General features: G+C 68.9%; 25 protein-coding genes. 12 read left to right on the top strand and 13 right to left on the bottom strand.

Going from position 1 to position 26,064, the window contains the following annotated elements:
* Position 1 precedes the first annotated feature (1 nt).
* Positions 2 to 1,024: a glycosyltransferase family 2 protein gene (locus ACO2RJ_RS17325; RefSeq protein WP_423269373.1), complete on the bottom strand. Its 1,023-nt coding sequence runs from the start codon at positions 1,022 to 1,024 to the stop codon at positions 2 to 4.
* Between the two features lie 131 nt (positions 1,025 to 1,155).
* On the opposite strand from ACO2RJ_RS17325, the gene ACO2RJ_RS17320 reads away from it, so the two are divergent.
* Positions 1,156 to 2,286, top strand: coding sequence for a mitochondrial fission ELM1 family protein (locus ACO2RJ_RS17320; protein WP_423269372.1), 1,131 nt, complete (start codon positions 1,156 to 1,158; stop codon positions 2,284 to 2,286).
* 103 nt (positions 2,287 to 2,389) lie between these two features.
* Here the strand turns inward: ACO2RJ_RS17320 and oxlT are convergent, their stop codons facing one another.
* On the bottom strand, positions 2,390 to 3,712 hold the full coding sequence (gene oxlT / locus ACO2RJ_RS17315) for an oxalate/formate MFS antiporter (RefSeq protein WP_423269371.1): 1,323 nt from the start codon (positions 3,710 to 3,712) through the stop codon (positions 2,390 to 2,392).
* A 450-nt stretch (positions 3,713 to 4,162) separates the two neighbouring features.
* On the opposite strand from oxlT, the gene oxc reads away from it, so the two are divergent.
* Positions 4,163 to 5,929, top strand: a complete 1,767-nt coding sequence (gene oxc / locus ACO2RJ_RS17310; RefSeq protein WP_423269370.1) for an oxalyl-CoA decarboxylase — start codon at positions 4,163 to 4,165, stop codon at positions 5,927 to 5,929.
* 137 nt (positions 5,930 to 6,066) lie between these two features.
* On the opposite strand, the gene ACO2RJ_RS17305 is transcribed toward oxc, so the two are convergent.
* From ACO2RJ_RS17305 to ACO2RJ_RS17290, 4 genes are all read right to left on the bottom strand, one after another.
* Positions 6,067 to 6,744 carry an alpha/beta hydrolase gene (locus ACO2RJ_RS17305; RefSeq protein ID WP_423269369.1) on the bottom strand — a complete coding sequence of 226 codons (678 nt, stop codon included), beginning with the start codon at positions 6,742 to 6,744 and terminating at the stop codon, positions 6,067 to 6,069.
* The gene (locus ACO2RJ_RS17300; protein ID WP_423269368.1) at positions 6,741 to 7,907 is read right to left on the bottom strand and encodes an HPP family protein; all 1,167 of its coding nucleotides are present in this window, start codon (positions 7,905 to 7,907) and stop codon (positions 6,741 to 6,743) included. Before ACO2RJ_RS17300 ends, ACO2RJ_RS17305 begins: the two co-directional genes overlap by 4 nt.
* A gap of 160 nt (positions 7,908 to 8,067) precedes the next feature.
* Positions 8,068 to 9,318 carry a formyl-CoA transferase gene (gene frc / locus ACO2RJ_RS17295; RefSeq protein ID WP_423269367.1) on the bottom strand — a complete coding sequence of 417 codons (1,251 nt, stop codon included), beginning with the start codon at positions 9,316 to 9,318 and terminating at the stop codon, positions 8,068 to 8,070.
* A 111-nt stretch (positions 9,319 to 9,429) separates the two neighbouring features.
* Complete coding sequence (locus ACO2RJ_RS17290; RefSeq protein ID WP_423269366.1) at positions 9,430 to 9,870, bottom strand: PAS domain-containing protein; 441 nt, start codon at positions 9,868 to 9,870, stop codon at positions 9,430 to 9,432.
* A 330-nt stretch (positions 9,871 to 10,200) separates the two neighbouring features.
* Between ACO2RJ_RS17290 and ACO2RJ_RS17285 the strand changes: the two genes are divergently transcribed.
* Together ACO2RJ_RS17285 and ACO2RJ_RS17280 are read left to right on the top strand one after the other, a co-directional pair.
* A complete protein-coding gene (locus ACO2RJ_RS17285; protein WP_423269365.1) occupies positions 10,201 to 10,644 on the top strand; it encodes an OsmC family protein in 444 nt (147 codons plus the stop codon).
* Between the two features lie 68 nt (positions 10,645 to 10,712).
* Positions 10,713 to 11,087 (top strand): YybH family protein, encoded by a 375-nt coding sequence (locus tag ACO2RJ_RS17280; protein WP_423269364.1) that lies wholly within the window; start codon positions 10,713 to 10,715, stop codon positions 11,085 to 11,087.
* 49 nt (positions 11,088 to 11,136) lie between these two features.
* Here ACO2RJ_RS17280 and ACO2RJ_RS17275 read toward each other — a convergent pair whose 3' ends face one another.
* Genes ACO2RJ_RS17275 through ACO2RJ_RS17265 form a run of 3 tightly spaced genes read right to left on the bottom strand, consistent with a single transcriptional unit; the run spans position 11,137 to position 13,529 of the window.
* Positions 11,137 to 11,766, bottom strand: a complete 630-nt coding sequence (locus tag ACO2RJ_RS17275) for a DsbA family protein (protein WP_423269363.1) — start codon at positions 11,764 to 11,766, stop codon at positions 11,137 to 11,139.
* The gene (locus ACO2RJ_RS17270; RefSeq protein WP_423269362.1) at positions 11,763 to 13,211 is read right to left on the bottom strand and encodes a CehA/McbA family metallohydrolase; all 1,449 of its coding nucleotides are present in this window, start codon (positions 13,209 to 13,211) and stop codon (positions 11,763 to 11,765) included. The genes ACO2RJ_RS17275 and ACO2RJ_RS17270 overlap by 4 nt, the downstream gene beginning before the upstream one ends.
* A 6-nt stretch (positions 13,212 to 13,217) precedes the next feature.
* The gene (locus ACO2RJ_RS17265; RefSeq protein WP_423269361.1) at positions 13,218 to 13,529 is read right to left on the bottom strand and encodes a polyhydroxyalkanoic acid system family protein; all 312 of its coding nucleotides are present in this window, start codon (positions 13,527 to 13,529) and stop codon (positions 13,218 to 13,220) included.
* 27 nt (positions 13,530 to 13,556) lie between these two features.
* Here ACO2RJ_RS17265 and ACO2RJ_RS17260 point away from each other — a divergent pair, with 27 nt between their 5' ends.
* Positions 13,557 to 13,961, top strand: coding sequence for a c-type cytochrome (locus tag ACO2RJ_RS17260; RefSeq protein ID WP_423269360.1), 405 nt, complete (start codon positions 13,557 to 13,559; stop codon positions 13,959 to 13,961).
* Positions 13,962 to 13,964: 3 nt separating this feature from the next.
* Here ACO2RJ_RS17260 and ACO2RJ_RS17255 read toward each other — a convergent pair whose 3' ends face one another.
* The 3 genes from ACO2RJ_RS17255 to ACO2RJ_RS17245 are packed head-to-tail and all read right to left on the bottom strand — an operon-like array spanning position 13,965 to position 15,251.
* Positions 13,965 to 14,342: a PspC domain-containing protein gene (locus tag ACO2RJ_RS17255; protein WP_423269359.1), complete on the bottom strand. Its 378-nt coding sequence runs from the start codon at positions 14,340 to 14,342 to the stop codon at positions 13,965 to 13,967.
* Positions 14,339 to 14,560, bottom strand: coding sequence for a hypothetical protein (locus ACO2RJ_RS17250; RefSeq protein ID WP_423269358.1), 222 nt, complete (start codon positions 14,558 to 14,560; stop codon positions 14,339 to 14,341). The genes ACO2RJ_RS17255 and ACO2RJ_RS17250 overlap by 4 nt, the downstream gene beginning before the upstream one ends.
* Before the next feature lie 4 nt (positions 14,561 to 14,564).
* On the bottom strand, positions 14,565 to 15,251 hold the full coding sequence (locus ACO2RJ_RS17245) for a PspA/IM30 family protein (protein WP_423269357.1): 687 nt from the start codon (positions 15,249 to 15,251) through the stop codon (positions 14,565 to 14,567).
* A 490-nt stretch (positions 15,252 to 15,741) separates the two neighbouring features.
* On the opposite strand from ACO2RJ_RS17245, the gene ACO2RJ_RS17240 reads away from it, so the two are divergent.
* The 7 genes from ACO2RJ_RS17240 to ACO2RJ_RS17210 all read left to right on the top strand — a co-directional run bounded on the left by ACO2RJ_RS17240 (position 15,742) and on the right by ACO2RJ_RS17210 (position 25,135).
* Positions 15,742 to 18,276, top strand: coding sequence for a CehA/McbA family metallohydrolase (locus tag ACO2RJ_RS17240; protein ID WP_423269356.1), 2,535 nt, complete (start codon positions 15,742 to 15,744; stop codon positions 18,274 to 18,276).
* 77 nt (positions 18,277 to 18,353) lie between these two features.
* Positions 18,354 to 19,325, top strand: a complete 972-nt coding sequence (locus ACO2RJ_RS17235) for a nuclear transport factor 2 family protein (RefSeq protein ID WP_423269355.1) — start codon at positions 18,354 to 18,356, stop codon at positions 19,323 to 19,325.
* Positions 19,322 to 20,113, top strand: coding sequence for a hypothetical protein (locus ACO2RJ_RS17230; RefSeq protein ID WP_423269354.1), 792 nt, complete (start codon positions 19,322 to 19,324; stop codon positions 20,111 to 20,113). Before ACO2RJ_RS17235 ends, ACO2RJ_RS17230 begins: the two co-directional genes overlap by 4 nt.
* 6 nt (positions 20,114 to 20,119) lie before the next feature.
* Positions 20,120 to 21,109, top strand: coding sequence for an AAA family ATPase (locus ACO2RJ_RS17225; protein WP_423269353.1), 990 nt, complete (start codon positions 20,120 to 20,122; stop codon positions 21,107 to 21,109).
* Positions 21,106 to 23,001 carry a cobaltochelatase CobT-related protein gene (locus ACO2RJ_RS17220; protein WP_423269352.1) on the top strand — a complete coding sequence of 632 codons (1,896 nt, stop codon included), beginning with the start codon at positions 21,106 to 21,108 and terminating at the stop codon, positions 22,999 to 23,001. Before ACO2RJ_RS17225 ends, ACO2RJ_RS17220 begins: the two co-directional genes overlap by 4 nt.
* 32 nt (positions 23,002 to 23,033) lie before the next feature.
* Positions 23,034 to 23,534 (top strand): YcnI family protein, encoded by a 501-nt coding sequence (locus ACO2RJ_RS17215; protein WP_423269351.1) that lies wholly within the window; start codon positions 23,034 to 23,036, stop codon positions 23,532 to 23,534.
* Positions 23,531 to 25,135, top strand: a complete 1,605-nt coding sequence (locus ACO2RJ_RS17210) for a copper resistance CopC/CopD family protein (RefSeq protein WP_423269350.1) — start codon at positions 23,531 to 23,533, stop codon at positions 25,133 to 25,135. The genes ACO2RJ_RS17215 and ACO2RJ_RS17210 overlap by 4 nt, the downstream gene beginning before the upstream one ends.
* Here the strand turns inward: ACO2RJ_RS17210 and ACO2RJ_RS17205 are convergent.
* Entirely contained in the window at positions 25,128 to 25,967 is an 840-nt protein-coding gene (locus tag ACO2RJ_RS17205; protein WP_423269349.1) for an MOSC domain-containing protein, read from the bottom strand. The genes ACO2RJ_RS17210 and ACO2RJ_RS17205 overlap by 8 nt on opposite strands.
* Positions 25,968 to 26,064: the final 97 nt, after the last annotated feature.

Genomic DNA, 26,064 nt, shown 5'->3' with positions numbered 1-26,064 from the left:
ATCACGCGCCGCGGGGCGCCGGAACCGAGGCGGGCCTGTCCCCGCGGGACGCCAAAGGCTCAAAGCTCCGCGTCAGAGCGCTCCAAAGCTGCGCGACGAAGAGCAGCGCGAAATAGCCGAGCGCGAGCGCCATGGCGAAGGGGCGCCGCCAGAGCGGCAACCCGACCTCGCCGCCCTTGCGCAGGATGCGCGACCAGGAGCGCACGACCTTCGAGGCGAGGAAGGAGAACGCATAGGCCAGCCGCCCGAGCCGTGTCGGCGTCACGGTGTGGAACGCCTGAAAATCGCGGTCGAGGCCTGCGGTCCACGCCCGCCAGGCGATGAATTTGAAGCCCGGGTGCGGCGCGTGGATCGTCACCGCGTCGGCGGTGCGCACCCATTTGAAACCGCGCTGCGTGATGTCGCGAAGCCAGAAGCCGCACTGCTTCTTGAAGGCGGGCAGATCCGGGAAGGGATGCGCGCGGAAGAAATCGGCGCGGACCGCGCAATTGTTCGCGTGGATCTTGTTGCGCGCCAGCGTGCGGTTGCGTTCGCTCGGCAGGTCGAAGATCCAGCTCAGCGCCATCGTCTTCGACAGCAGATCCTCGTGGCCGAGCACGGTGAAGCCGCCGACCGCCATGATCTCGGGATCGGCGAAGGGCTTCAGGATGTTCTCCAGCCATCCCGGCTGGGGCGCCGCGTCGCTGTCGAGCATCACGACGAGATCGGTTTTGGCTCGCGCTGCGCCGAAGTTCTTGAGCTTGTAGTAGGTGAGGCCAGGCGTCGGCACGAGCTCGAGCTCGCAGAGCTCCCGCAGCCGCGGCGCGACGGCTGCGATCACCGCCTCGATGGTCGCGGCGGCGACCGCGCCCTGATCGTAGAGATAGGCCACGTTCGGCTTCGTCGCCATGCGGGGCTGGACGCGCTCAAGTTCGGATTGCAGGGCGGCCATCGCGCCGCCGGCCCAGTGATCTTCGACGTCGATCGCGTTCTCCCACTCGATGACGATCGTCACCGGCGGCAGAGCCGTTCCTGTCGTGCCCATGGTCGACCTCCCGTCGAAGCCCCGGTCGCGCGGGCGACGACCGCGCCCTACGCCGCCGCCGGACCGTCATCGGCCGGTCAAGACCCGCCGTTATCGGCGACGGCATGTGAAGCAGGCTGTTTAGGGCGCGGATGACGACGGGATCATTACGGGCGCCGTCCGAGGGTCGCGCCCCGGCCGCGGCCGCCGGGGAGGCGCCACGCGTCTGGGCGCTGCTGGCGCGCCGGCCCGGAGACAACAGCCAGGTCGTCGTCCTCGCCGAGGCGAGCGGGCTCGGCTGGGCCCCGAAGCGGCTGGAGTTCCGAAAAGGTTGGGAGGCGCTGCCCAATTTGCGACGCGGCGGGTCGCTGTTTTCCCTGACCCGCGGGGCGCAAGCGGCGCTCCGGGAGCCACCGCCGGCGGTCGTCATCGCCGCGGGCAAGCGGTCCGCGCCGGCGGCGCTTTGGCTCAAGGCCGCGACCGGCGCGCGCCTCGTGCATCTCGGCCGGACCTGGGCGCCCTCCGACTGGTTCGACCTCGTGATCACCACGCCGCAGTACCGGCAGCCGGACGGGCCCAACGTCGTCGTGAACCGCTTCCCGCTCACGCCGACACATGAGACGGCGCCGCCCCGCGCCGATCTCGCGGCCCTGCCGCGGCCGCGGCTGCTCGTGATCGTTGGCGGCGACGCGTCCGGCCTCGCGCTCGACGCCAAGACGGCGCGGCGGCTGATTCGTGGCGCGCTCGACCGCCAGGCGCGCGACGGGGGCTCGCTGCTCGTCGCGACGTCGCCGCGCACATCGGCGCGCGCGGTCGCGGCGTTGCGTAGTGAATTGGCCTTGTCGAACGCGCCGCGCCGCCTCTCGGTGTTCGGGGAGGGCGCGAACGAGTATGGCGCGTTCCTCTCGGCCGCGGACGCGCTGCTCGTCACCGAGGACAGCGTGTCGATGGTGGCCGAAGCGGCGATGACCGGCCGGCCGGTCGCGCTGTTTCCGCTGCCCGTTCGCGGGTCGCTTTCCCCGGTGGACGCGCTGACTCGGAGCGGTGGTTTCACGGCCCGCCTGGTCGAACTCGGGGTGATCGCGCAGCGCCCGGATCTCAAGGGCTACGCCGCGTCGCTCGCACGGGACGGCCTGCTCGATGGCGGCGGTTCGGCCGCCGACCGCATGTCCGCCGAACTCGCCTGCGCCGCGGACCGCGTGCGGGCGCTTGCGCGGCGTGGTCCCGGCGGTTCGAGCGCCACGGTTTCCGGCGCGGTTCGTCGCGGGGCGGGCGCCGGCTGACCGAGCGAGATGACGCGCCCGAAAGAAAGCCCCCGGCGCGGGCGCCGGGGGCTGAGCGGGATGCGGGGGCCGATTCCGGCCTCAGCGGCGTCTGGCCTGGACCCTATTCGGCGGGCACGCCCTGCATGGCCGAGGGCGCCGCCGTCGCCTGAGACTTCGCCACCACGCTCCGGCGCCATGGCTTCAGCACGGCGATCGCGAGGATCGAGGCGAGGATGTTCGCGCCGGCGGCGATCAGGAACACGCCGTCCCAGACGCCCTGCGCCTGCTGCAGATAGTTCGCGAGCGGCACCAGCAGCGCCGCCGTTCCCTTTGCGGTGTAAAGCAGGCCGGCGTTGGTCGCTGCGAACTTCGAGCCGAACGTGTCCGTGCAGGTCGACGGGAACAGGGAGTAGATCTCGCCCCAGGCGAAGAACACCAAGCCGGAGAGAACGACGAACCAGAACGGATCGTGGCCCCAGAGATACAGAAGGTAGATGCCGACGCCTTCCAGGCCGAAGGCGACGAACATCGTGTTCTCGCGTCCGATCTTGTCCGACACCCAGCCGAAGATCGGCCGGGTGATGCCGTTGAGCACGCGATCCACGGTCGCCGCGATCGTCACCGTCGTCATCATGACGCCGAAGAAGCTCATCTGGATCTTGTCGATGTGAAGGTCGGCCGCGATCGGCTTGAGGTTCGCGGTGACCATCAGGCCGCCTGCGCCCACGGCGACGAACATCAGATACATCAGCCAGAAAATCGGATGCTTCAGCACCTCCATGGGCGAGTAGTTGCGGCGCGACTGAACGACGCGAGCGCTGATGACGGGCGCGGGAGTCTGGCCCTCGCGCGGCCCGAAAAGAAACAGCGCGGCGATCAGGATGACGACCGCCTGGCCGATGCCGAACCAGATGAACGCGTTCTGATAGCCGGCGTTCGCGATGGTCTGCTGGATCGGGTACACCGTCAGCGCCGAACCCGCGCCGAAGCCGGCCGCGGTGATGCCCGCCGCGAGACCGCGCTTGTCCGGAAACCACTTCAGCGCGTTGCCGACGCAGGTGCCGTAGACCGCGCCGGCGCCGATGCCGGCGATGATCTGACCGAAATAGAGCTGGCCAAGCGATGAGGCGTAGCCGTTGATCACCCAGCCGACGCCGCACATGGCGCCGCCGAACACGACGACGGAGCGCGGCCCGAACCGATCCACGAACCAGCCTTCGATCGGGACGAGCCAGGTCTCGAACAGCACGAAGAGCGTGAAGGCCCACTGGATCGCGGCGCGATCCCAGCCGAACTTCTCCTGGATGTCGGGGACGAAGAACGTCCAGCCATATTGAAGATTGGCGATCATCACCATGCAGGCGACGCCAATCGCGAGCTGCATCCAGCGATAGGCGTCGCTGACGCGCGGGCCGGGTTCGCCGGCGGCAAGCGCTGTGCTCATTCTCTGCCTCCCAATAAATTTTTCGTGCGGCTCTTCACAACCGCTTGATCAGAGGCTGGTATACGTAATGCCACCTGGCAAGCGAAAAATTCGGTATTCGCAAAAATCACGTCCTCGGCAGCGCGCGCGGGCTGCTCCGTAGCCCTCATTCGCTCGGCCGCAAACCCTTCATTGACAGCCGCCGAGCATGCGTGCATCGTCCACTGGTATACGTAATGCCAGATGCGGCGCGACGCGGCGCAGGGGCTTCGATGGGGCCGGCGACCGGTCGCAAACGACGGATGACGCACGAGACGAAGTGATCTGCAGGCTCTGCGGCGGCGCATCGTCGGCGCCTTCCTGAAGCGCGATCGTGGGCCGTTCGGCCCCGCGATCAGCAGGTCGCGATCCCTGGCGTCAGAAAAACAAAGGCTGGCCGGCGCAGCCAAATAAGCCACGGGAGAAAGCGAAATGTCCGCCCTAGCGCAGATCATCGATCTCAAGACCGCTGACGTGAACACCGCGGAAGCCGACACGCAGCAGGAGCTGACGGACGGCTTTCATCTCGTCATCGACGCCCTCAAGCTGAACGGCGTCACCACGATCTACGGGGTGCCCGGGATCCCGATCACGGATCTCGGCCGCATGGCGCAGGCCGAGGGCATGCGGGTGATCTCGTTCCGCCACGAGCAGAATGCGGGCAATGCGGCCGCGATCGCGGGTTTCCTCACCAAGAAGCCGGGCGTCTGCCTCACGGTGTCCGCGCCGGGCTTCCTCAACGGACTGACGGCGCTCGCCAACGCGACCACAAACTGCTTCCCCATGATCCTGATCTCCGGCTCCTCCGAGCGCGAGATCGTCGACCTGCAGCAGGGCGACTATGAGGAGATGGACCAGCTCGCCATCGCCAAGCCGCTGTGCAAGGCGGCCTTCCGGGTGCTGCACGCCGCCGACATCGGCATCGCCGTGGCGCGCGCGATCCGCGCCGCCGTGTCCGGCCGGCCGGGCGGAGTCTATCTTGATTTGCCGGCGAAGCTTCTTTCGCAGGTCATCGCGGCGGAGACCGGCGCCAGGTCGCTGGTCAAGGTCATCGACGCCGCGCCCGCGCAGCTTCCCGCGCCGTCCGCGATCAAGCGCGCCCTCGACCTCCTCACGAAGGCGAAGCGCCCCCTGATCGTGCTCGGCAAGGGCGCGGCCTACGCCCAGGCCGACGACGCGATCCGCGCGCTCGTCGAGCAGAGCGGCATTCCCTACGTGCCGATGAGCATGGCCAAGGGATTGCTGCCCGACACGCATCCGCTGTCGGCCGGCGCCGCGCGGTCGACGGCCCTGAAGGACTCCGACGTCGTCCTGCTGATCGGCGCCCGTCTGAACTGGCTTCTCAGCCACGGCAAGGGCAAGACCTGGGGCGAGCCCGGCTCCAAGAAGTTCATCCAGATCGACATCGAGCCGCGCGAGATGGATTCGAACGTCGAGATCGTCGCGCCGGTGGTCGGCGACATCGGCTCCTGCGTCCAGGCGCTGCTCGACGCGATGGGCGGCCGCTGGCCGACGCCGCCGTCGGAGTGGATCGACGCCCTGAAGGCGCGCCGGGAGGCCAACATCGCGAAGATGGCGCCGCGGCTCGCCAAGAACTCCTCGCCGATGGACTTCCACGGCGCCCTCGGCGCGCTCCGGACCGTGATCCGGGAACGGCCGGACGCGATCCTCGTCAATGAGGGGGCGAACACGCTCGACCTCGCCCGCGGCATCATCGACATGTACCAGCCGCGCAAGCGTCTGGACGTCGGAACCTGGGGCGTCATGGGCATCGGGATGGGCTTTGCGGTCGCCGCGGCGGTCGAGACCGGCAAGCCGGTTCTCGCCGTCGAAGGCGACAGCGCGTTCGGCTTCTCCGGCATGGAGGTGGAGACGATCTGCCGGTACAAGCTTCCGGTCTGCATCGTCGTCTTCAACAACAATGGCATCTACCGCGGCACCGACGTCAATCCGACGGGCGGGGAAGACGTCGCGACCACCGTGTTCGTCGCGGATTCGCGCTACGACAAGATGATCGAGGCGTTCGGCGGCGTCGGCTACAACGTCACCACCCCGGACGAACTCAGCCGCGCGGTCAACGAGGCGATGGATTCGGGAAAACCGACCCTCATCAACGCCGTGATCGACCCGGCGGCCGGAACCGAGAGCGGCAACATCGGCAGCCTGAACCCGCAGAGCGTCGTGAAGAAGAAAAAATGATCTGATCGCAGCGCTTCCCGACCATCTGAAAGCCGCGACGGAGCGCTCCGTCGCGGCTTTCCCTTTTCTAATCAGCGGGGAGTTTGGGCAATCGACGCGAGACTTCCTGCGTCGCGCGAACGGCGGCGGCCCGAGGGTCAGGACAGGAAGAAGTCGACCGCCTGACTCACCACGTCGGGCCGCCAGGCGTGCGGCCCGTCATACTCGACATACGTCACGTCGTAGCCGGCCTCCTTCAGCCTGGCGGCATGGACGCGCCCGCTGCGCTCGATCGGTATCTGCTCGTCTTGCGTCCCGTGCGAAATGAAGACGCGCGGGGCGCCGGACTGCATGAACACCGACATGAAGCCGGCGGAGGAGACGATCATATGGGTCACAACGTGCCCGTTGGTCGGGCCGAGCGACAGCGCGTAGCTGCCGCCGTCCGAATGGCCGGCGAAGGCGAGGCGCGCCGGATCCAGCAGATAGCGCGAGGCGACCTCCTCGAGCGCGGCGTCGAGACGCTCGCGGTCCGGCCCGTTGCCGCCGATCACGATGTCCCAGGTCGGAAACAGCGACTGCGGAGCGAGCAATAGGAACCCGCGTTCGCGCGCATGGTCCTCCATCATGGGAAGGATCTTGGCCGCGCTGCCGCCGCCGCCATGAAAGAGCACCATGAGGGGAGTGGGCCTTCGGGGGTCGACGCTGTCCGGCGCGACGAGAATGGCGTCGCGATCTTCGAACAGGCCGAGCGCATGTCGGCCGGGCGGCAGAGGCTCCATGACGGGAAGCCGGTGCAGAAAATCGAGCCGGCCCGCGAGATGGGGATCGATCATGCGGGCTCGGTCTCCGGGCGCGCGCTGAGGTCGACCAGAAGCGCCGCGACGACGTCGGTCTGGGAGACGATGCCGGCGAGCTTCTCGTCGGTTCCGACCACCGGCAGGTGATGGACGCCTGCGTCCGACATCTGCGCCGCGAGGTCGACGAGCGACGTATCCGGCCGCGCGGTCTTCACATGGGTCGTCATGATGTCCTCGACCGCCCCATGCGGCGCACGGATCCGGCTCAGAGTGAGCGCCAGCCTGTGACGAAGCCCGAGTCTCGGGCCGAGCCGGCCCCACTCCGCCTTGTCCAGCAGATCGGTCTGGGTGACGATTCCAAGCACGCGGGCGCTTTCGTCGGTGACGGGAAGCACCTTGATGTGGTGGCGGCGCAGCAGCCTGAGCGCCTCGACGAGCCCGGCCTCAGGTGCGATCGCGATCACGTCGCGCGACATGATGTCGGCGCAGGTCGTGGGTCCCGATCGCCGCGTCAGCGCCCGGCGCTGGGCCTCGCGCAGGAGCGTCTCCAGGTCGCCGCGGTCCACGTCGATCATCTGGCCGTAGTCCCGGAGCGCCGCGTCGAGATCCTCTGAGGTGAAGCCGATTCGGGCGGCCGGAGCCGGGTCGCTGGTTCGGTGGTCCACCGGCGGTCTCGGCCGCGCGTGGGGATAAGAGCGCCCGGTCAGATTGTTGAACAGCAGCGCGGTCGTCAGGAGAAGCAGCGAATTGGCCGCGACCGGCCACAGCACGAAGCCGTAGCCGAGCTCCGTGATCGCGGGTCCGCCCAGCACCGCGGTGAGAGCGACGGCGCCGCTCGGCGGGTGCAGGCAGCGAAGCGCCATCATGAGCGCGATCGCGCATCCGATCGCGACGGCCGCCGCGACGAACGGGTCCGGCAGGGCTTTCGCAGCCGTCACCCCGATCAGCGCCGCGACGACGTTTCCGCCGAGGATCGACCAGGGTTGCGCCAGAGGGCTCGCCGGGACCGCGAACAACAGCACCGCCGAGGCGCCCATCGGCGCGATCAGGATCGGCAGCGTGGTGCCGTCCCCGAGCGCCGCCAAGCTGAGCAGGCCCGTCGCGAGGACGCCGATGAGCGCGCCTGCGGCGGAGCGCACGCGTTCGCGGAGGCCGACCGTCGCCGGTTCGGGGACCAGATCGCGCAGGCGCGCCAGCATTGTCGGCATGCTCATTCGGGGAAGGCGGAAAGCAAGTCCGCGCCAGGGACGGCGCAGGAGAGCGCGGACGTTAGCCGCGCGCGGCGTGTCGGGAAACACGACGTCCGGGGGGAGGGGCGACGGCGCGCGGATGGCGCGTCGTCGCCATTCTCGTCGAGGATCAGACAGCCTGCGCCTGATGCAGCTCCTCGATCTGCTGCTGGGTGTAGCCGAGGCCCTCGAGCACTTCGTCGGTGTGCTCGCCGAGCAGCGGAGAGGCCTTGATGTCGACCTTCATGTCCGAGAACTTGATCGGGCTTCCGACCGTCAGGTACTTGCCGAGCTGCGGGTGGTCGACCTCCACCACAGTGCCGCTGGCGCGCAAGGACGGATCGACCGAAATCTCCTTCATGGAGAGCACGGGCGAGCACGGGATGTCGAACTTCCGGAGGATGTCGACGGCCTCGAACTTGGTCTTGTCGGCGAGCCATTCCTCGATCACGCCGAAGATGTCCATGATCTTGTCCTGGCGGGCGCGAGCGGTGTTGTAGGCCGGATCGTCGATCCACTCCTCCTTGCCGATCGCCTTGCAGATCGGCGCCCAGGCGTGGCCCTGGATGGTGAAGTAGATGTAGGCGTTGGGGTCCGTCTCCCAGCCCTTGCACTTCAGCACCCAGCCCGGCTGACCGCCGCCGCCGGCGTTGCCGCCGCGCGGCACGACGTCGGTGAACTCGCCATGCGGGTACTGCGGGTACTCCTCGAGGTAGCCGAGGGCGTCGAGGCGCTGCTGGTCCCGCAGCTTGACGCGGCAGAGATTCAGCACCGAATCCTGCATCGACACGGCGACCTTCTGCCCACGGCCGGTCTTGTTCTTGTGGTGCAGCGCCGTGAGGATGCCGATCGCGAGATGCATGCCGGTGTTGGAGTCCCCGAGAGCGGCGGCCGACACGGTGGGCGGGCCGTCCCAGAAGCCGGTCGTCGAGGCCGCTCCGCCGGCGCACTGCGCGACGTTCTCATAGACCTTGAGGTCCTCGTAGTGATGGCCGTCGGAGAAGCCCTTCACCGAGGCGAGGATCATGCCGGGATTGAGTTCCTGGATGCGCGCCCAGGAGAAGCCCATTCGGTCGAGAGCGCCAGGGCCGAAATTCTCGACCATGACGTCGGAGTCCTTGATCAGCTTCTCAAGGACCTCCTTGCCCTGCGCGGTCTTGGTGTCGAGCGTCAGCGAGCGCTTGTTGCTGTTCAGCATGGTGAAGTACAGCGCGTCGGCGTCCTCGACGTGGCGAAGCTGCGAGCGCGTGACGTCGCCCGAGCCGGGACGCTCGACCTTGATCACGTCGGCGCCGAACCAGGCCAGGAGCTGCGTGCAGGCCGGGCCGGCCTGCACATGCGTGAAGTCGATGATCTTGATGCCTTCGAGTGGCTGGCTCATGTAGGTTAACTCCCTTGGATCGTTTGATCGCAGCTCGTGCAACGGCTCACGTTCGGGCGTCGTGGCGACGCCTCGTCTCTGTCGCGGTCGCCCGGGTCGGGGCGGCCGGGGTCAAGCGCCGGCCTTTTCGGAGGGCCGGGCTTCAAGCTCCGCGAGTCGACGCCGCAGCTGGCGCTCTTCGGTCCAGCGCGCCGTCTCGTCGCGAATGATGGCGGTGATCCCCGTGACGTTGCGCTCGGCGTCGAACAGAAGGCCGACGGTGAAGGCGATCGACAGGGCTCGTCCGTCCTTATGAAGCGCGGGGACCTTCAACAGATCGCTGCCGTAGCGGGTGATCCCCGTCCGCATCGTCTTCTCATAGCCGCGCCAGTGTCGCTCCCGGTGCCGCTCCGGCGTGATCAGGTCGAGCGACTGGCCGAGCGCTTCAGACTCCGCGAAGCCGAAAATCCGCTCCGCCGCGCCGTTCCAGACCGTGATGATCCCGCGCGCGTCCGACACGACGATCGCATCGCCGGAATTGGCAACAAGCTGGGCGAAATCGACTGGCTGCATACGACCGCCGACGAGGAGACCGTCGACCCTTTGTGGCGTCCGTCCGGGGGGATGTTCCCGGCTTCCTCTTGAACTCCGCGGCTCGCACAGCGGTCGCCGAGCTCATAGGCTGCGGCGGTCGCGGCGGGGGGCGCGTCGCAAATTTCCTCGGTCGGCGCCGGCTTGCCGCGATCTAAGGGCGCCGTCGCTCTTCTTATCTGTTGGTATTTGGTATGCCAGTAGATGTCGGTCGTCAAGGGCGACGCAGCGCGGGCGGGCCTCCCGCGGCGTCGCGCCCCGAGCGGTCGCGAACCAACCGGCGCGCGCCCGCGCCCTTAACGAGGTGGATCAATGTCGTCGGCTCCGGTCATCCGCATCAAACAGCTCGACGGCTATAGGTTCGTCGTTGATTTCGGCCCGGAGCTCCCGGGCCTGCTCGTCGACGAGGCTCCGCCCGTGGGGGGCGGCGAAGGGCCGTTTCCCGAGCAGCTGCTGGTCGCGGCGGTGGCCAACTGCCTGTGCGCAAGCATGGTCTTCGCCCTGGGCAAGTTTAAGCAGGATGCGGGCGACGTCGCCGCCGAGGCGGACTGCGTGCTCGGCCGCAACGAGGAAGGCCGCCTTCGAATCCAGGGGATCGACGTCGCGATCACGCTCGGCGCCGACGCCGGCGACATGGACCGGATCGATCGCGTGCTCGAGCAGTTCGAGCGCTTCTGCACCGTCTCCGAGAGCGTGAAGACCGGCGTGCCCGTGAGCGTGCGCGTCAGCGACGGAAAAGGGCTGCGGTTGAAATAATCGCGGGCGCCATCAGTTCGAGCGACGACGGCGCCGAGACGCCGGTTCAGCCAAGGGAAGGATGCGCCATGAGCGACGGAGGCGCCGTATCGGCGGGAAAGCCGGAGGATCTGGCCCGTCTGTTCTTAGCCCGGGCGAATGCGGGCGACCTCGACGGCCTGGTGGCCTTGTACGAGCCGGACGCCGTTCTCGCGGCCGGGGACGTCGTCGCCTCGGGACACGCGGAGATCCGCACGTTCTACGAGACGCTCCTCGCGAAACGCTCGCACTTTCCGCCGGTCGACGCATTGCCGCCGGTTCTCAACGGACCGCTCGCCATGACCTTCTCCCGGTCATCCAACGGAAACATATCGGCCGAAGTGGCTCGCCGTCAGGACGACGGGACGTGGCGTTGGGCGATCGACCAGTTGAAGATCAAGCCGATCGCCCCCGAGAAGGCCTGAGCGCACGCTGGCCGTCACCGAGGCCTTCGGGTTCAAACGGCGAGGAGGCTCAGGGCTTCGCGGCGATGGCCGGGTCGACGAGCGCCGCGAACTCTTCGATGGTCAGGCGGCCGGCCGCGAACTTGCCGTCCACGACGAATGTCGGCGTCGCCTTCACGCCGGCCGCGGCGCCTCGATCTGCGATCGCGTTGATGTCGTCGAGCAGCGCCTGATCCGAGAGGCACTCCTCGAAGGCGGCGCTGCCCATGCCGTTCTCGTGCATCAACTCGTGCAGCCCGGCGACCGGGTCCGGCGCATGCGCCCAGCGTTCGTCCGTCCGATACAGCAGGTCGACCGTCGCCGCCCATTTCGGCGCGCCAGAGCAGCGCGCCAGCATGAAGGCGCCGGCCGAGACCGGATCGAGCGGGAATTCGCGGACCACGAAACGGATCTTGCCGGTGTCGACATAGCGGCGCCGCACCTCCGGCCACGTCTCCATGTGGAAGGCGCGGCAGTTGTGGCAGGTCAGCGAGGCGTATTGGATCACCGTGACCTTGGCGTCCGGCGCGCCGAAGACGTGCTCATTGGGGCCGAGCGCCATGATCGGAGCGACGTCGGCGGGGGCCGGCGGTTCGGCGCGTGCGGGCGACGCCAGCAAAGCGAGGAGGGGAAGAAGCGCCAGGACGCGGCACGGCTTCATGGCCCTTCGGACTCCTTTAGGATGCCGTCATAGACCGCGTAGGCGTATTGGAAGGCGGCGGCCGCCACCGCCGCGTCGGTCGCAGGCCATCCGCCGCTCTGGCTGTCGAAGGCCTGAAGCAGCGCCCGCTGGCTCCATTCGACGCTGGAGCGGGACGCCCGGATCGGCGCGTTGTCGACGAGGACGTAGACGGGATTGGAGTGGCCGCCGCCCATCAGCCGCAACGCGACCCAGCTGCTGCGCTCGACGGGGATCTCGAACTCCAGGCTGTGGAGAGCGCCGTCGGCCGGGAGCGGCTTGGTCGCGACGACCTTGCCGTTCGACACGATCTCGACGTTCACCGACCGTGTCGCGCCGTAGCGCGCGCGCTCCACGCTCCAGCCGCCGGCGCCCGACGCCGCAGGCGACGGCTGAGCGGGCAGCGACGCACTGAGCGTCGCCGAAATCTTCACGGGGCCGGGCATGGCGAGCTTGACCTCTGCGCCGACGCGGCGATCCGGGCGATGGCCGCCGACCGTGAAGTCGGCCACCGCGCTTCGTCCGTCGGAGACATAGAGGTTCTGTTCGTCGAAGCGCTTGCGGATCTGCTCCAGTTGGGCGCTCGGCCCCTTCGCGCCGGCGCTGGCGACCTCGACGTCCGCGGCCGCGCTGCAGGTCATCCCGCCGACGATCTGGGTCCGCATGCCGGCGTTCAGGCTGTGGTACCAGGGGTTCAGCTCCTCGACATAGGAGCCGCCCCCGACCTGCAGCATGTCGAGCGCGTTGTGCGCGACGCTGAGCGCGAAGGCGCCGCTGCCGTCGGTCAGTTCGCCCCGGGTGTTGGGCAGCTTTTCGACGCCCGGCGTCCTCGTCGAGGGGAGGGCGGGCTTCAGGCCGGACAGGCCGCCTTGCGACCTGATGGAGGCGAGCAGGGGAAGAATGTAGCCGCTCGAGGCCGGCGCTCCTGGGCCGACCAGGGAGGCGTCCCGCACCCCGAAGCCGTCGATCACGCCGGCGCCTCCGCCGGCCTCGATCGAGGCGCGAGATATGATGGCCCTGGTCTCGCCGTCGGACCGTGCGGACAGGGCGCAGACCGCAAGCGACGCCGCCGCCGCGGGGGCCGCCGGCACGGCGGCGACCTTTTCGATCGCGGCCGGAGTTTTCGCGGGTTCGTCGGCGACAGCGGTCGAAGGGGCGGCGGCCGCCTGGGCCGGAAGCGCCGGCTGCGACGGACGTTCTGCGGTCTTGCGGTCCGGCTTCGGGCCCCAAGACAGCTGAAACTGCCGGTCGCCGTCGAAGGTGACGCTGAGAAAGGCTTCGAGGGCGCCGAAGGAGGGCGCGGTCCAGGGGCTCGCGAAGCCGAACTGCCATGTGCCCGCCGCCAGGATGATCGCGGCCGCGGCGACCTTCACGCCTGAGGCGAGTCGCCGGTAGAATCTGGCCTTCTGGACGCCGGAGACGGACATGTCGGGTTACCTGCGCGGCGCGAGCAGGATCTGCGCCTTGGAACGCACGACGTTCAGGATCTTGTCTGCGACATAGCCGAGGATCGCGGGCAGCACGACGTCGAGCCGGACAATGTCTTCAAGCACGGTGATCGTGCCGAGGCAGTTGACGCCGAGCGCGCGGACGCGGAAATTCAGGACATTCTCTTGCCAGGCCGCAAATTCGACGGTCAGAGGAAGAGACATGCTCTTCGTGCCCTCGACGCCGGACTTGATGCGATTGATCGCCTCGGCCTGGCCGAGATGGTGAGTGAGGGTCAGAGTGACGGGTTTGGACATGTCAGTAGCCTCCCGGGCGCGCAGGCCGTGAACCGGCGTCGTGCGCTGTCGCTGGCATTCGGCGCCTTTGCGCTGGCGGCCGCAACCGTCGAAGGGTCGCCTTCGCAGGCGGCGGGAAGCCCCGGCGCTGGCGGAGCGCTGTTTCGGCAGAAATGCGCGATCTGCCACCGCACGGCGCCGAACGCCCATTCGATCGGTCCCAGCCTCTACGGCGCCTTCGGCCGGATCGCGGGAACCGCCGAGGGCTATCGCTATTCCGACGCGCTCGCGGCGCTGAAGCTTCGCTGGGACGAGGAGAGCCTGTCGGCATATCTGAAGGACCCACGAGCCGCTGCGCCCGGCAACAAGATGAACTTCCCCGGCGTGCCCGACGCCGGCCAGAGAGCGGATCTCGTGGCCTATATCCGCTCTCTCGCCGCTCCCCAGCCGTGAGCCTCAAAGGCCGGCGCTGCGAAAGCGGGCGCGGGTGATCGCGTCCGAGGACAGGGCCTCCGCCTCGAGATAAGCGAGCTTCCGTTCGAGCGCCGCGAACTCTCCGGTGAGGCGCGCCGACTGCGGCTCCGCCTCGAACGGAGCCTCGATCAGCCTTTCGTCGTCGCGCGCCGACCGGATGACGCCGTCGATCGTCCTGATCGCGACATAGAGCGCGGCGTAGGCGGCGATCGCCCAGAGCGGGCTGAGATAGAGCCCGAGCAGGAAGGCGAGGCGGAAGACGATCGCGCTCAGCCCGGAGAGCTTCGCCAGCGTGTGGCAGACGCCCATGAGCCAGCCGCCCATGCGCCCGCGGGCGATCGCCCTGACGACGAACCTCACCGCGCGGCCTCCGATCCTGCGCGCTGGCGTTCGGGCAGCATCAGGCTCTCCAGGCTTTCGATCCGCATCGCGATCTCGGCGGCGTTGCTGTTGAGATCGGCCAACCTCTCCTCCCGCTCCGCCCGGACCGCGGCCGCGTTCAGGCCGCGGACGAGCGCCGCCGCGACCGCGCAGGTCGGCACGACCACGAAGCACAGGAAGGCGGCGAGCGTCAGCACGGCCTCAGGCCTTTTCGTGCGAGATGGCCTGCTGCTGGCCGATCTTGGTCCGGAGCTCCTCGAGTTCGGCGCTCGCCGAGGCCTCGATGGCGAGACGGTTCAGCGTGCCCGACAGTTCGGCGGTGCGGCCGAGATCGTAGGATTCGACCTTCCCTTCGAGCTCGTCGAGCATGTCCTCGACCTCGCCGAGCTGGGCCATCGCCGTGTCGATCCGTTGATCGTAGGTCTTGCGGCGGAGCCAGAGGCGCGTGGTCGCCGTGCGGTGGAGCGTGCGGTTCGCGCGTTCGCGCGCCTTCGCCTCCTGCAGCTTGTTCTGCAGCCCCGCCATGTCCTGGCCCTGCCGCTGCAGCGAATCCACGAGTCGCTCAAGTTGATCTTCGAGCGTCGCCAGGATCGAGGCGTTGCGCGCCTTGGCCTGAAGCGCCTCGGAGGCGAGGTCCTCACGGTTCCGGCGCAGCGCGAGTTCGGCCTTCGACTGCCAGTCCTGCGTCTCGGCGCGAAGCTTCGCGACGCGGCGCTCGAGCTCCTTTTTCTCCGTGATGCTGCGGATCGCGGACGAGCGCGCCTTCACGAGCGTCTCCTCCATGTCCTGGATCAGCAGGCGCAGCCGCTTCTCGGGGTTGCTCGCCCAGGTGACCGCTGAGTTGAGGTGAGACCGTCCGACGTGAACCGCCCGGGAGATGATGCCCATGTCACGCTCCTGCTTCTGAGGGCGGCCGGCGATCGCTGCGCCGCCTGCCGCGGACGTGGACTAGCAAAAGGCGGGCCATGGCGTCGGCCACATCGCCCCGCTTCAAACCTCATGTCGCTCGCGCGCCCGAGGGCGTTCGAGCCGCTCTTCCGGAGCTCCCCAGCATGCCTGAGGCCCTAAGCCGCGAGCGAGAGACCCGAGCTAGAGCAACCCTATAGTGTGAGATTTTCTTGGGCTGAGCGGCATTCCGGTGATCAAAAACAGAGCAAATAGCTAAACGAAAATGAAATTCATCTAGACGTTTCTTGTGAGCCGAACGGAGTGGAGTCGTTCGAAACATATGGCACGAAACCTGCTGTTGCCTGCCGGCCGCTGAGCCGGTCGGGGGCCGCATTCGCTGGCAGGAGAAGTCATGAACCACCCGGGGTCCACTGCGCGTTCTCTTCGGTCTCGCCTCCTGGGCGTCTGCGCGTTTGCGGCGCCGGCGCTCATGTCCATCGCGGCGTCGTCCGCCGTCGTCGCGCAGCCCTTCTCGTCGGGCTCCGCCCAGCCGCCGATCGTGACGGGCGTGGCGAAGCAGCCGCTGATGCTGCAGGTCGACCACCTGATGCAGGCGATGTCCTATGTCGGGCGTCCGGTGTCGGAAGCCGATCGCGACGCGCTCTACAAGGCCGGCGAGCTTCCGGACGCCGAGGCGTCGACCGCGATCCAGCAGATCCTGGACCGCTATGTCATCGCCCGCGTCGACATCGACCCGCTCAGGAAGCTGACGGTCCTCCCGATGAGCGGCTCCACCGAGCCGCTCGTGAAGAACGGCTGGACCACCTACCTCGTAAAGATCCAAAACCGCGCCGGCGCGACCGACAAGCTCGACGTCGACAGCCCGCACGCGGCGATGCCCTACGATTTCTCGCGCATGCAGGTGGAGCGCAGCGTCTATGACGACCAGTTTACCGACGTCATGCTGGAGCATGTCTTCCAGACCGGCGTGACCTGGGGCACCTGGGGCGGCGGTTACCCCTATAAGCAGCCGCCGCAGCCCGAGCAGGCTGGGATCTGGCCGCAGCATGGCGACCTGTCCTTCGTGCCGACGAAGGACCGCTGGGCAGCGGTGAGCCTGTTCCAGGGCGCGCCGATGGCGAAGACCCTGTCGGGCCTGCCGCTCGAATATGTCATGCTGCAGGTGTACAGCCGCGACGAGGGCCAGAAGAACCTCACGCTCTCCTTCAACGTGGGCGAGCTGCGGTCGAGCGGCACCGGCTCCGTGCCCTACACGCCCGCCAATCCGGGCATGCGCGGCGAGGCGGAGTTCAGCTTCAACGTCGGCAAGGCCGTGCCGGTGACGCTGAACGTGCTCGACGAGCACGGCAAGCCGACCGCGGCGCGCTTCACGATCCGCGACAAGCTCGGCCGGGTCTACCCGTACCGCACCAAACGCTACGTGCCCGACCTGTTCTTCCAGAACCAGATCTACCGCTATGACGGCGAGACGGTTGAGCTTCCGGCCGGCGAATACACCGTCGAGGCCGCGCGCGGACCTCAGTACGAGAAGTACACGACCACCATCACGGTCAAGGCGGACACGCCCTCGACCGAGAAGTTCCAGTTCAAGCGCTGGATCGACCCGCGCCAGCTCGGCTATGTCAGCCTGGACAAGCACGTCCACACCGCCGGCTGCCTGCACTACAACGATCCGACCTACGGCATCGAGCCGAAGGACATGCTGCGCTATTCGACCGGCGAGGACCTCGACGTCGCGGACATCCTGATCTGGGGGCCGAACTGGTACTATCAGAAGGCCAAGTACTTCACCGGCCAGCCCGATCCGACCTCGACTCCGAACAACGTCGTCACCCACAATCTCGAGGTCTCGCAGTTCCCGAGCAGCGCCGGCGGCCACACCAGCGGCCACGGAATTCGGGACATTGACTATCCCGGGACCAAGAAGATCGAGGACTGGCCGAGCTACACGCTGCCCGTCCTCAAGTGGATGCAGTCCCAGGGCGCGCTGTCGAGCTACACCCATTCCGGGTTCGGCCTCGACGTGCAGTCTGCGGACCTGCCGAACTACATCACGCCGCCGATGGATAGCATCGGCGCCAACGAGTACATCATGACGGTGGCGCATGGCGCGACCGATCTGCTGGGCGTCGGCAACACCAACTTCATCTCCGAACTGAACATCTGGTACCACACGCTCAACGCAGGCTACCGCACCGAGATCGCCGGCGAGACCGACTGGCCGTGCATCAACGGCGAGAATGTTGGCCGCGGCCGCTCCTACGCCAAGGTCGCGAGCGCCCCCGGCGCCGCTGTCTCCTACCAGGGCGTGCTCGACGCCATCGACGGCGGCGACTCCTATGTCTCCGACGGACGCAGCCACCTGATGGCGTTCAAGGTCGACGGCAATGTGCCGACCCGCAAGGTCGGGTCCGAGATCAAGCTGCCCGGACCGTCGACCGTCACCGTCACCGCGGACGTGACCGCGCTGCTGCCGGTCGAGCCCGAGACCATCGAGGTCCTCGGGTCGGCCTACCCGATGGAGACGCAGGCGACGGTCTATCACCCGACGCCCGAGCCCAAGAAACAGCGCATCTCCGACCTGCCGGTCACCGGCGTCAGCTGGCGCAACATTCCCTGGTGGCACCTCGAGCGCGCCCGCATCGGCGACAGCCGGAAGGTGCTGGTCGAGGTCGTCGTCAACGGCAAGCCGGTCGCGAGCAAGGAGATCGAGGCGGACGGCTCGACGCAGCCGGTCGAGTTCAACGTGCCGCTCGAGCAGAGCAGCTGGGTGGCGCTCCGCATCCTCGGGGCGAGCCACACCAATCCGGCCTTCGTGATGATCGACAAGAAGCCGATCCGCGCCTCCAAGGCGAGCGTGGACTGGATGATCCGCGCGCTGCAGCAGGCCTATGAGGTGAAGCGCAACGGTTGGCGGCCGGAGGATTATGGCGAGGCGGTCGCGGCCTACGACTACGCCTACGAATCCTTCAAGAAGATCCTGCACGAGACCTCGGCGCCCTGACCATCAGGCGCGGGTCCTTCGGGTTGACCGGGCGCGGATGTCGCCGCGCCCGGGCAGCCGCCAGACAAGGTGGTCCCATGACTTTTCGTCACTTCGCGACGCTGCTGTGCGTGCTCGCGGCGCCGCTGTTCGGCGTCGTCGCGCCTCTCCGAGCGGAGACTCCGCTGGCGGCCGTCCCTGTCCCGGACGTCGAGGCCGTGACCGCCGCGCATGCGGAGTTCTGGCGGGCCTATGAGAAGCGGGACCTGTGGCGCGTCAGTCTGGTCTGGGACACCGCCGACGACACGATCTCGGCGGCGTTTCCGGCCTCGTCGACGATCTCGGTGAGCTGGTCCAACATCCAGGAGAGCTTCCGCCGCTCGTTCTCCCACAACCGCGACATCAAGATCGACGTCCGAACCTTGCGGACCAACCGCGAGGGCGACGTCGCCTGGGTTCTGAGCGCGGTGCGCTTCGAGGCGATCCAGACCCAGACCGGCCAGTTCGTCCTGCTCGATCGGATGCTGACGACCGAGATCTACAGGCTCAAGGACAGCGCCTGGAGGCTGGTCCACTATCACGGGCACTATCCGGGCTTCCGCCCGCAGGCCGAAGATCCCGCCACCATGGTCGCCGCGCCGACGCGGCCGGCGCCGACGGACAGCCCCGCCTGGCAGGCGCATGAGCGCTTCGTCGCGGCCTTCTCCGCCAAGGACCTCGGCGCAATGTTCGGGCTTCTGTCGTCCGAAAAGGACGGCTCGGCGATGCAGCCGATGAGCCCGATCCCGTTTCTCGGGCCGGAGAACGTCGTCGCGAGCTGGAAGAAGACCTTCGCCGACGTCGAGGCGCTGACGATCGAGCCGCTCAAGGTGGTGGTGAGCGAGTCCGGCTCCGTCGCCTGGATCACGGAACACAGCCAGTACCACATCGCCTTCAAGGCGCAGCCCGACCTCGTGCAGCACTTCCACAACGTGCTGACCACCTACCTGCTGCGCAAGGAGGCGGGCCAGTGGCAGATCGTGCACTACCACGCCCATCTCGGCTTCGCCTTCGAGGATCACGAGCATTGACCGATCTTGCGACGCGGATGATCGCCACGCTCGGCCAGCTGGGCCCGGCCGCCGCCGTGGCGCTGCTCGCTTTGGCCGCTCCCTTGGGCGTAGCCCAGGCGCGCGAGCCTGAGGGCGTTCGCGCCCCAGCGCTCCCGATCATCGTCGCCCGGCAGGCGAAGCCGGCGCGCGAGCGCCTCGACGCCAATGTCGCGGAGGTGCTGAAGACTCTCGAGCAGGCGGGGGTCGACGTGCCGGCCGCCGACCGCGAGGCCCTGGCGGCCACGAAGGACATGCCGGACGGCCTCGCGCTCGGCGAGACGCAGAAGGTTCTCGATCGCTACGCGTTGGCGCTCGTCGACATCAACGACGAGGCGTGGTTCAGCATCACCTCGGCGACCAGCGATCCCGCCGACCGTCCGATCGAACGCCTGAAATGGCGGACCTTCCTTGTGAAGGTTAACAACAACGCGCGGGCTACCAGCCCCTTCGAGGTGCGCAGCCTTCAGGCGGTCGGCGGCGTCGGCGACGGCGTCGTCTCGGCCGAGCCGGGCAGGGGCGCCTGCGAGGACGCGGCCCATGGTTGGGCGCAGTGGTTCCGGCTCCGCATGGTCGGCGAGCCTCTCATGCCGGCCCGGTTGTCGGGCAAGGAGGTCGAGTACTTCGTCGTCCAGATGTGCAGCCTGGAAGCGGGCGACCGCGCGGCCGAGTTCACCTTCTATCTCGGCGGCGGCCAGGTTTCTCAGGGCCATTACGGCGCGATCGGCCTGCTGTTCCGGCCGACGACCGGGCCCGTGGCGGGGCGTTGACCTGACGTGACGGGCGCAGCGCGCGCGACCGGCCTGGACCGACCCGACGGCGAGGCGTCGGCGCGGGAGCTGTTCGGCCTCGACAGCGACCTGATGGTCCCCGTGTTCTCCGAGCGCGGCGCGCACGTCCCGGCGATCGACGAGGCCTATCTGTTCGATCCCGAGACGACGCTCTCGATCCTCGCCGGCTTCACGCACAACCGCCGCGTGATGATCACGGGCTTCCACGGCACCGGAAAGTCCACGCACATCGAGCAGGTGGCGGCCCGGCTGAACTGGCCGTGTCTCCGGGTCAATCTCGACAGCCATGTCGGGCGCATCGATCTCGTCGGCCGCGACGCCATCGTGCTCCGGGACGGCAAGCAGGTGACCGAGTTTCGGGAAGGCGTCCTGCCCTGGGCGCTACAGCGGCCCTGCGTGCTGGTGTTCGACGAGTACGACGCCGGACGTCCCGACGTGATGTTCGTGATCCAGCGCGTGCTGGAGGCCGAGGGACGGCTCACTCTTCTCGACGAGAACCGGGTGATCGAGCCGCACCCGTTCTTCCGGCTGTTCGCGACCGCCAACACGGTGGGGCTGGGCGACGCCAGCGGGCTCTACCAGGGCACCCAGCAGATGAACCAGGGCCAGATGGACCGCTGGAACGTCATCGTCACGCTGGACTACCTGCCGCATGACAAGGAGGTCGGGATCGTCCTCGCCAAGGCCCCGTGGCTGCGCACGCCGGACGGCGAGGAGACCGCGTCCGCCATGGTGCGCCTCGCCGGGCTGACCCGCGCCGCCTTCGCGAACGGCGACCTCGGGGTGCTCATGAGCACGCGCACGCTCGTCGCCTGGGCGGAGAACGCGCGCATCCTCGGCGACCTCGACTTCGGCTTCCGCGTCACGCTGTTCAACCGCTGCGACCGGTCCGAGCACGCGACGGTCCGCGAGTTCTTTCAGCGCTGCTTCGGGCGTGAGCTCGCAGGGCGGCTGGGCGACGGCGTCGCGGCATGAGCGCGCCGGCGGACAATCCCGCGGTGCGCGGAACGATCACGCAGGACCATACGAAGGGCGCGCGACTCGAAGGCAGCGCGCTCGAGGACGCGCTCGGCGTCTGCGCCCGCGCGATCGCCGGTCGCGACGACGTGGCTCTGACGTTCGGCGCCGCCGAGCAGGAGCCCGATCCCGTCGCGGGGCGCGCGACGCGCCGTCCGCCGGGCATGAGCGCGGCGGCCTATGCGGCGCTGCGGGGCGAAACGGACCTCGTCGGGCTGTTTCGCGCCCACCACCAGCCCTGTCCGATGGCGTGTCCGCCCGACCTCCGGCTCGTCGTCGACGCGCTCGAGCGCGTCCGGGTCGAGACGCTTGGCGCCCGCGTCTTCAAGGGCGTGGCGCCCAATCTCGCCGCGGCCCTCGACGAGCGCTGCCTCAAGCCGCACTACACCCACGGGCCGGCGGCGGTTCTGCAGGCCGAGGCGCTCGCCATCCTGGTGCGGGAGGCGCTCGCGCCGACGCTCGCTCCCGACCGCAGCTTCGTCTTCGTCGAGGCCCGGCGCGCGCCGCTTTCGGCGGCGCTCGCTCCTTTCCTCGGACGACTGAGCGAGCGCCTGACGCGCCAGCGGGACTTCGCCGACGTCGCGCTGCAGCTCGCGCGCAGGCTTCCTGCGGAGCAGGCCTCCGTCCAGCCGGGCGAGGCCGCCGGGGAGGTCGAGGCGCGCGGCGACAGCGACCCCGGGCCGGTGCAGGGCGACCAGCGCTCCGAGGGCGAGGCGAGCGGGCTCAAATCGGCGACCGAAGAGGCCTCGGGCGATGCGCCGCTTGTCGGGACGCCGGAGGTCTCGCGCATGCGCGGTGGAGAGGAGGGCGCCTCCTCGCCCCAGGCGGCCGACGAGGACGCCCCGCACTCCGCCCGGCGTTCCGTCAAGGAGGGCGCGGGCGGGCCGCCGGCCTACCGCGTCTTCACCCGCGCCTTCGATCGCACGGCCGCCGCCTCCGTCCTGCTCGCCGAGCAACCCATGCTCAACGCGGATGACGACGACCGAGAAGCCGTCGCCCAGCGCCGGACGGAGGCCGCGCGGCTCGCGGCGCGTCTCCGGACGGCGCTGATGGCGCAACAGCCGCGCGGCTGGGTCCCTGACCTCACCGAAGGTCTGCTCGATCCCCGGCGTCTTGCGCGCGTCGTCACCGACCCGGGCTCGGGCCGCGTCTTCCGGCAACCCAAGGACGAGCCCTTCACCGACACGGTCGTGACGCTGCTCATCGACAATTCGAGCTCGATGCGCGGCGAGCCGCTGAAGATCGTCGCCCAGTCCACCGAGCTGATCGCCCAGGCGGTGGAGAGCTGCGGCGTGCGGGTGGAGGCGCTCGGCTTCACGACCCAGAGCTGGCGCGGGGGGCGCGCCCGAGACGCCTGGATCGAGGCGGGCCATCCCGTCGATCCCGGGCGCGTCAGCGAATTGCTGCACATCGTCTACAAAAGCGCCGACGCGCCCGTTCGTGAGCTCCGCCGCAATCTGAAGCTCATCGCGGCGCGGGGGCTGCACAAGGAGAACGTCGACGGCGAGGCTCTGGAATGGGCCTGCCGCCGTTTGATGCGCCGGCCCGAGCGACGACGCATCCTCATCATGATCTCGGACGGCGCGCCGAGCGAGGAGACCACCCTGTCGCTGTCGCACTATCCCGGCAACGTGCTGGAGGCGCATCTTCGCGCCGTCATCGCCGAGATCGAGCGACGCCGGTCGGTCGAACTGTTCGCGATCGGCATCGGCTACGACGTCGAGCGCCTCTATCCTCACGCCGTCAGGATCGACGACGCCGGCGGGCTCGCCGCCGCCCTGGCCGAGGCGCTGCCGCGCTTGCTGGCGCCCACGGGCCGGCGCCGTCCGAAGATTTCCGCCGCAGCGTGACGCATGCGACAATGATGTCTGGAGTCCGTCTGATGCGAACGTTACGCCGCCGCCTGGTCGCGCTCCTGTTCGTCGCGGCTGCGACGCCTGCCGCGGCTCATGTCGAGTTCAAGGAGAAAGCCGCCGCACCGGGCGAGGTCTTCCGGGCGACCCTGGTCGTCGGGCACGGATGCAGCGGTTCGCCCACCGTGCGGCTGCGGGTGCGGACGCCGGCCGGCGTGGTGGTGACCAAAGCCGAGCCGCCGACCGGGTGGACGGTCGAGACCAAGATCGGCGTCTACGACGCGCCCGTCACGATCGCTCGCAGGACGGTCTCCGAAGGCGTGGTGGAGACCGTGTGGAGCGGCCGGCTCGATCCCCACGGCCATGGCGCGTTCACGCTCGACGCCAGCGTCTCCGACGACGCGAAAGCCGGCGAGCGGATCTTCTTCCCCGTGGTGCAGGAATGCGAAAAAGGCGTGCTGCGCTGGATCGATCCGTCCGAGGACGGGGACAGCCCGGCCCCGAGCCTGCTGGTCGCGCCGAGGCCTTGATTACGAAGGTCGTCCGCCTGTGTCTGGCGGCGGCCCTCGGCCTCGCCTGCCTTCTGCTTCCTGTGGACGCCGAAGCGCACGCCGTCCTGACGGTCGCGGAGCCCTCCGACGGCCAGGTTCTCGGCGCGCCGCCGGCGCGCGCCGTGCTGCGGTTCAGCGAACCCGTCGCGCCGCTCGCGTTTCGCCTGCTGCGGCCGGACGGCGAGATCGTCCGGCTCGGCGACGCCCGGATCGAGGACGGCGCGGTGGTGGTCGGCCTGCCGCTCGGGGCCGAAGCCGGGACCGCGATCCTGAACTGGCGTGTGTCGTCCGCCGACGGCCATCCCGTGGGCGGGGCGCTGACCTTCACGATCGGGGGCGAGGCGGCGGGGGCGCCGGCGCAGGAGCTCGCCTGGAGCACCTACCGCCTTCCCGGCTGGGCCGCGCAGGTCGCGCTTTTGATCAGCGCCTTCGCCGGCGTCGGCGCCGTCGTCTTCCGCTACTGGGTGTTTTCAGCGCGGGCGCGGAGGGACATGCGGCTGGCCTCGGCGGCCGGCGCCGCGACCCTGGCGAGCCTCGCCGCGGCGTCGTGGACGCACGCGCTCGACGTCACCGGCCTGACGCCCGCTGAGATCGGTTTCGCCGACGTGCGAAGCGGCCTGTCCGGCGCGTTCGGCGCGTCGACGGCGCTGATCGCCGCGTCCTCGATCCTGGTTCTGACCTGCGCGGTCGGTCGGCCGCGACCTTCGATCGGGCTAGCCGCCGCCGCTGTCGCCGCCGTCGCGCTCGTAGCCGCCTTCGTCGTCTTCGGCCATGCGAGCGTGGCGACGCCGGCGTGGCTGATGCGGCCGGCGATCGCGCTCCACGTCGGCGGAGCGCTGTTCTGGCTCGGCTCGCTGTTCCCGCTGCTGAACGCGATGGCCTCCTCCGACACCGAAGGTCGCGTCGCTCTGGCGCGCTACTCCGGGCCGATCTTCGTGACGTCCGTGGCGCTGCTTCTCAGCGGCGCCGGGATGGCCGCGGTCCAGCTCGGCGCCGTCGCCGAGCTCTGGAGCAGCGGCTACGGCGTCGTCCTGCTCGCGAAACTCGCCCTGGTCGCGCCGATGTTCCTGCTCGGCGCGCTCAATCGGTTCGCGCTCGCGCCCCGCGTTCATGCCGGCCGCGGCGGGGCGCGGCGGCTCCTGCGCAGGTCGATCGCAGCGGAGATCGTTCTTGGCGCGCTCGCGCTTTGCGTCGTCGGCCTGTGGCGCTTCACGCCGCCGCCACGGACGATGGAGGCCGTGACCGTGACGGTGAACGGCCTCCAGTTCCACGCCCACGGCGTCCGGGCGATGGCCAACCTCGCGCTCAGCCCGGCGCGCGTCGGCCCGACGCGCGTGTCCGTCACCGTTCTCAACGTCGACGCCACGCCGCTGGCCGCGCAGGAGGTCTCGGTCGTGCTTTTCGACCCGCTCGGCCAATTGGAGCCGCTGCGGCGTCAGGCCCGCAAGGTTACGAGTTCCGCCTGGGCCGTCGACGACGTGACGATTCCCGTTCCGGGTCGCTGGACGGTCCGGGTCGACATCCTGGTCTCGGATTTCGAGAAGGCGTCGGTGAAGACCGCCGTCACGATCATCAGGTGATGAGGCGGACCTCGTCGCCCATGGCGACCCGTCCCGGAGTCGTCAGCACGGCGAAAGCGCCGAGGCAGGGGTAGAGCCCAGGCGCGAAATCCGGCAGTTCGATCCTGTTGAGCGCGAGCACCGAAGTCAGCGCGCCGGGCGAACGTCCCAGCGCCCCTTGCGGCAGCATCGGAATCGCGCAGCGCGGCGTCGGCAGCACGAACTTCAGCACGGCGTCGGAGCCGATCCGCATCTCGGCGCCGGTCCAGTCGTTTTCCGCGAAGGCCGGCAGGTCCGGACAATCGACGACGATGTTCGGCCGGTAACGCTCGGCGACGACGCTGTCGTCCCCGCTCGCGTCGCGGATCGCGGCGAGGCTCGTCCGGGTCAGGACGTGGAAGGGCGCGAAATCGAAGAAGCCGCCGACCGGCGCGGCCTGCGCGAGCGGAAGGTCCGTGAACTCGGCCGCCACGTCGAGGCCGCCCTCCAGCACCTGGTCGGGAAGCGAGCGGTCGACCGACCGCTGGTCCTGCCGCGTCTTCAGCAAGCGGACGCGCCGTCCGAGGAAATCGGAGAGGAGATCGTTCAGTCCGTCGTCGGCGGCGTGCGCGTCGCCATTCGGAAAGCGGACATTGACGTCGCTTCCGCCATCGCTCTCGATCGCGAGTTCGAGCATGCGCCGCCAGAGTTGGGGCCGCTTCGCGCTCGCGATCTTGCCCGTTTCGACGTCGAGCAGGGCGAAGCCCCGGTCGCCGGGCAATCCGCCCTCGCCGAGATCCGCCGCGTCGACCCGCTCCCCCAACATCGATTTGACGGGGTAGCGCCAGAGTTCCGAGACGTGTCCGGTCGACATTCTTTACCCCCTGCGCGGCGCTCGGCCGACGGCCGAACCGCTGATCGTCGGCAAGCGTCGTGCCATCGCGCCGCCATGGCGGCCGCCGCCGCGACGC

Source organism: Hansschlegelia sp. KR7-227 (genome assembly GCF_049446035.1).
Lineage (GTDB): Bacteria > Pseudomonadota > Alphaproteobacteria > Rhizobiales > Methylopilaceae > Methylopila.
This window is presented reverse-complemented; position numbering and strand designations above follow the sequence as displayed.